The 3,005-nt window shown below is 66.6% G+C and carries 4 protein-coding genes and 1 pseudogene; 1 reads left to right on the top strand and 4 read right to left on the bottom strand.

Going from position 1 to position 3,005, the window contains the following annotated elements; genetic code table 11:
• The 4 genes from ACIQ6O_RS15560 to ACIQ6O_RS15545 all read right to left on the bottom strand — a co-directional run.
• Window positions 1-292, bottom strand: a 292-nt coding sequence (locus ACIQ6O_RS15560) for a carboxypeptidase-like regulatory domain-containing protein (protein ID WP_396208691.1), incomplete at its 3' end; no start/stop codon positions are given.
• 601 nt (window positions 293-893) lie between these two features.
• Window positions 894-1,823, bottom strand: a complete 930-nt coding sequence (gene murB / locus ACIQ6O_RS15555; protein ID WP_396208690.1) for a UDP-N-acetylmuramate dehydrogenase — start codon at window positions 1,821-1,823, stop codon at window positions 894-896.
• Window positions 1,824-1,826: 3 nt separating this feature from the next.
• Entirely contained in the window at window positions 1,827-2,273 is a 447-nt protein-coding gene (locus ACIQ6O_RS15550; RefSeq protein ID WP_396208689.1) for a type II toxin-antitoxin system VapC family toxin, read from the bottom strand.
• 10 nt (window positions 2,274-2,283) lie between these two features.
• Window positions 2,284-2,577 carry a type II toxin-antitoxin system Phd/YefM family antitoxin gene (locus ACIQ6O_RS15545; protein WP_396208688.1) on the bottom strand — a complete coding sequence of 98 codons (294 nt, stop codon included), beginning with the start codon at window positions 2,575-2,577 and terminating at the stop codon, window positions 2,284-2,286.
• A 144-nt stretch (window positions 2,578-2,721) separates the two neighbouring features.
• Between ACIQ6O_RS15545 and ACIQ6O_RS15540 the strand changes: the two are divergent.
• Window positions 2,722-3,005, top strand: a pseudogene (locus ACIQ6O_RS15540) (hypothetical protein); the annotation flags it as partial.

Raw genomic sequence — 3,005 nt, 5'->3', positions numbered from 1 at the left:
CGCGCTTCACTTCGAAGCGCTTCTGGGCGTAGCCGACGGCGGCGATGGTGACCATGTAGTCGCCGTCGCCGTTGGGGAAGGTGACGGTGAATCGGCCGGCCCGGTCGGTGCGCGCGGTGCGATTCACATTGCCCGAGAGGGAGGTGATGACCACCTGCACATTCTCGAGCGGTTCATTGGTTTCGCCGGTCACGCGGCCGCGGATCACGTCCACCTGCTGGGCAGATGCCGGCGGGGCGAGGAGCGTGAGCAGGGAGACCAGCAGGGCTACAAAAGGAAAACGACGGAGCACGTCGGGAGGTGTCGAGGGTGGGGGGCCTGCCGAGGGTACGGACGAGGGCGGGCTTCCGTTTCGACACGGGGAGAGAAGGAGGGGTTGCTGCGTGGTTCAGGCGCGGTCCCGCGCGTGGTTTAGGCGCGGTCCCGCGCGTGGCTGTGGGCGTGTTTTTCGCGTGGTCCCGGGCGTTTTCCTACGCGCGATCGCCTACGCGTTGGCGAAAACGCGTTGGAACTGACGCGTTGGCACGAACGCATTGGCACAAACGCGGAGGGGCGCTGGCGCCGACGCGGGCAACTACGGGCGACGGGCCTTCGGCCGTCGCGAGGGTGGGGGCGTAGGTGCCCGCGTAGGAGCGTTGGTGCCGGCGTAGTCGCACGCGCCTCTCCGCGTCCTTTCCAACGCGTCAGTTCCAATGCGTTCGTGCCAACGCGTTTGTGCCAACGCGTAGTCGATCGCGCGTAGGAAACGCCCCGGACCACGCGAAAAGGACGCCCACAACGACGCCCCGCCTACGCGCCAACCACGCCCCCAACCACGCTCGGGACTACGCCCCAAGAGACGCCCCTAACCACGCACGGGACTCCGCCCTGCGGAAACGCGAGAGGAACGCCCCCTAGAATTCCCCGATGAACCCGATTTCCGGCGTCAGTTCGTAGCCGAACTTCTCCCGTACCGCCGCCTGCGCGTGCGCAATCAGCGCCCGCACGTCGGCGGCCGTGGCGTGCCCCAGGTTCACCAGGATGTTCGCGTGGATATGCGAGATCTGCGCGTCACCCACGCGGAAGCCCTTGAGGCCGCACTGGTCGATGAGGCGTCCGGCGCCCACGCCTTCGATTTTCTGGAAGATCGAGCCGGCGCTCGGGTGGATCCCCAGCCACGGGTGGCGCGAGCCGCGCCAGCTCAGGTTCTCCTGCAGGATCTGGTGCAGGCGGAACGGGTCCCCCGCGGTCAGCTGAAAGCGGGCGCTCAGCACCACGTCGCGGCGATGGTGGAACACCGTGTCGTCGTACCCGAACTGGATGTAGCTGGCGTCCACCACCCGGCGATCCCCCTCCTGCGACAGGATCTCGCAGTCGCGGAACGCTTCACTGATGAACATCGTGCGCTCCCGCTCGGGCGCCGGCGAGAGGAAATGCAGGTTCTGCCAGAGCGCCCCGCCCACCGTACTGGGGATGCCGATGTAGTGCTCCAGCCCCGACCAGCCGGCCCGCACCGTGTCCAGCACCAGATCCTGAATGACGGCGCCGCTCTCGCTCCAGAGCACGCCGTCTTCACTCATCGTATGCGCTGCGGCCCGGTTGCGGATCACCAGCCCGCGGACCCCCCGGTCGCCGATGAGCACATTGGCGCCGAGCCCCAGCACGAACCACGGCATTCCCGAGTCACGCGCGGCGGTGATCGCCGCCGCGAGATCGTCGGCACTGGTCGCCTCGTACAGCCAGTCGGCGGGGCCGCCGATCTGGAACGTGGTGTACGGGGCGAGTGGGGCGTTGGCGGACAGCCGCGAGGCGTCGAGCGTCGAAAGCGCAGCAGGAAGGGTCATCGGTCAGATCAGGGTCGGCGTCACGGTGAGCCCGGACGCGACGGCACAGGCACGGACGCGCTCGTCGAGTGAGATGAGTTCGATGGGGCCGAACTCTCTCGCCAACTCCAGGGCTGAGGCAACATGCAGCGCGTCGAGTGTGCGGATGATGGGGCCCGCGAACGGTCCCGACGCACGATCGAGCACGGGATCGTCGAGGGAGACGACGAGCCAGCTGTCCACAAGCTCCGAAAGATACTGCTTCAGGGCGAGGGCCTCGATGTGGCTGAGCCGCGCCGTACTCGCTGCCCGGTGAATCGCACGATGACACTCCACGAGCGTCAATGCCGACGTCACGACCCGATGCGCGTCGTTCACCGTTGTCCGGATGGCGTCGCCGGATACCGGTTCACCGAACAACCACGCGAGGAGGGCGCTCGATTCGAGATAAACCGTTCGCTCGAGGATCACGAACCCCGTCTCATCGTTCGTCGCGGTCTTCGGTGAGAAGCTGCGCGGCCGTACCCGGCGGGAGCTGGACCGGGCTCGCGTCGTAATGCCACTTGGGTCGCTCGGCCAGCTTGAGCACCCCCTTCGCGGCCATGGAAGCCAGCTTCTGTTCCACCGGCGACAACGCTGGGCCCGACAGCCCCGGTTGGCGAAGCTCGGCGATTACCCGGCCGCGGTCCGTCACCAGCACGGTTTCGCCGTTCTGCACGTCGCGCAGAACGCGACTGAGGTGAGCCTTGAGCTCACGGATGCCCACGGTGCGCATCCTGAAATGTAGTCACATGTGACCACATCTGCCAATGAGTGACTGCAGCGACGACCCTTCCCGAACCGCAGCAAGGAGGACCTCGTTATGCTGAGACGGGGCAGTCTCCGCACCCTTCGACGCGCGTCCCTTTCTCGTTCGCACATGACCGCTCATTCGACCATATCCTCGCGACTCGTACGCCGATTCTCCCGATGGCGACTCGCTGCGGCCCTGGTTGCTGCCGGCTCATTAATCGCCGCTCCTGCGCTGCTTCATGCCCAATCCCGCGCCGAGCTCGAGAAGGTGTTGCGCCGCAAGCTGCTCACCAATGGCATGGAAGTGATCGTGGTGGAGAACCACGGGGTGCCCATCGCCACCCTCGAGATCAATGTGCGCAACGGGGCGTTCACGCAGACGCCGGAGTACGCAGGGCTCGCGCACATGTA

The organism is Gemmatimonas sp., assembly GCF_044345575.1.
Lineage (GTDB): Bacteria > Gemmatimonadota > Gemmatimonadetes > Gemmatimonadales > Gemmatimonadaceae > Gemmatimonas.
This window is presented reverse-complemented; position numbering and strand designations above follow the sequence as displayed.

What these genes read in the sequence shown, in the direction of transcription:
- murB (WP_396208690.1), bottom strand. Translation starts at nt 1,823, where the DNA reads ATGACCCTTCCTGCTGCGCTTTCGACGCTCGACGCCTCGCGGCTGTCC.
- ACIQ6O_RS15545 (WP_396208688.1), bottom strand. Translation starts at nt 2,577, where the DNA reads ATGCGCACCGTGGGCATCCGTGAGCTCAAGGCTCACCTCAGTCGCGTT.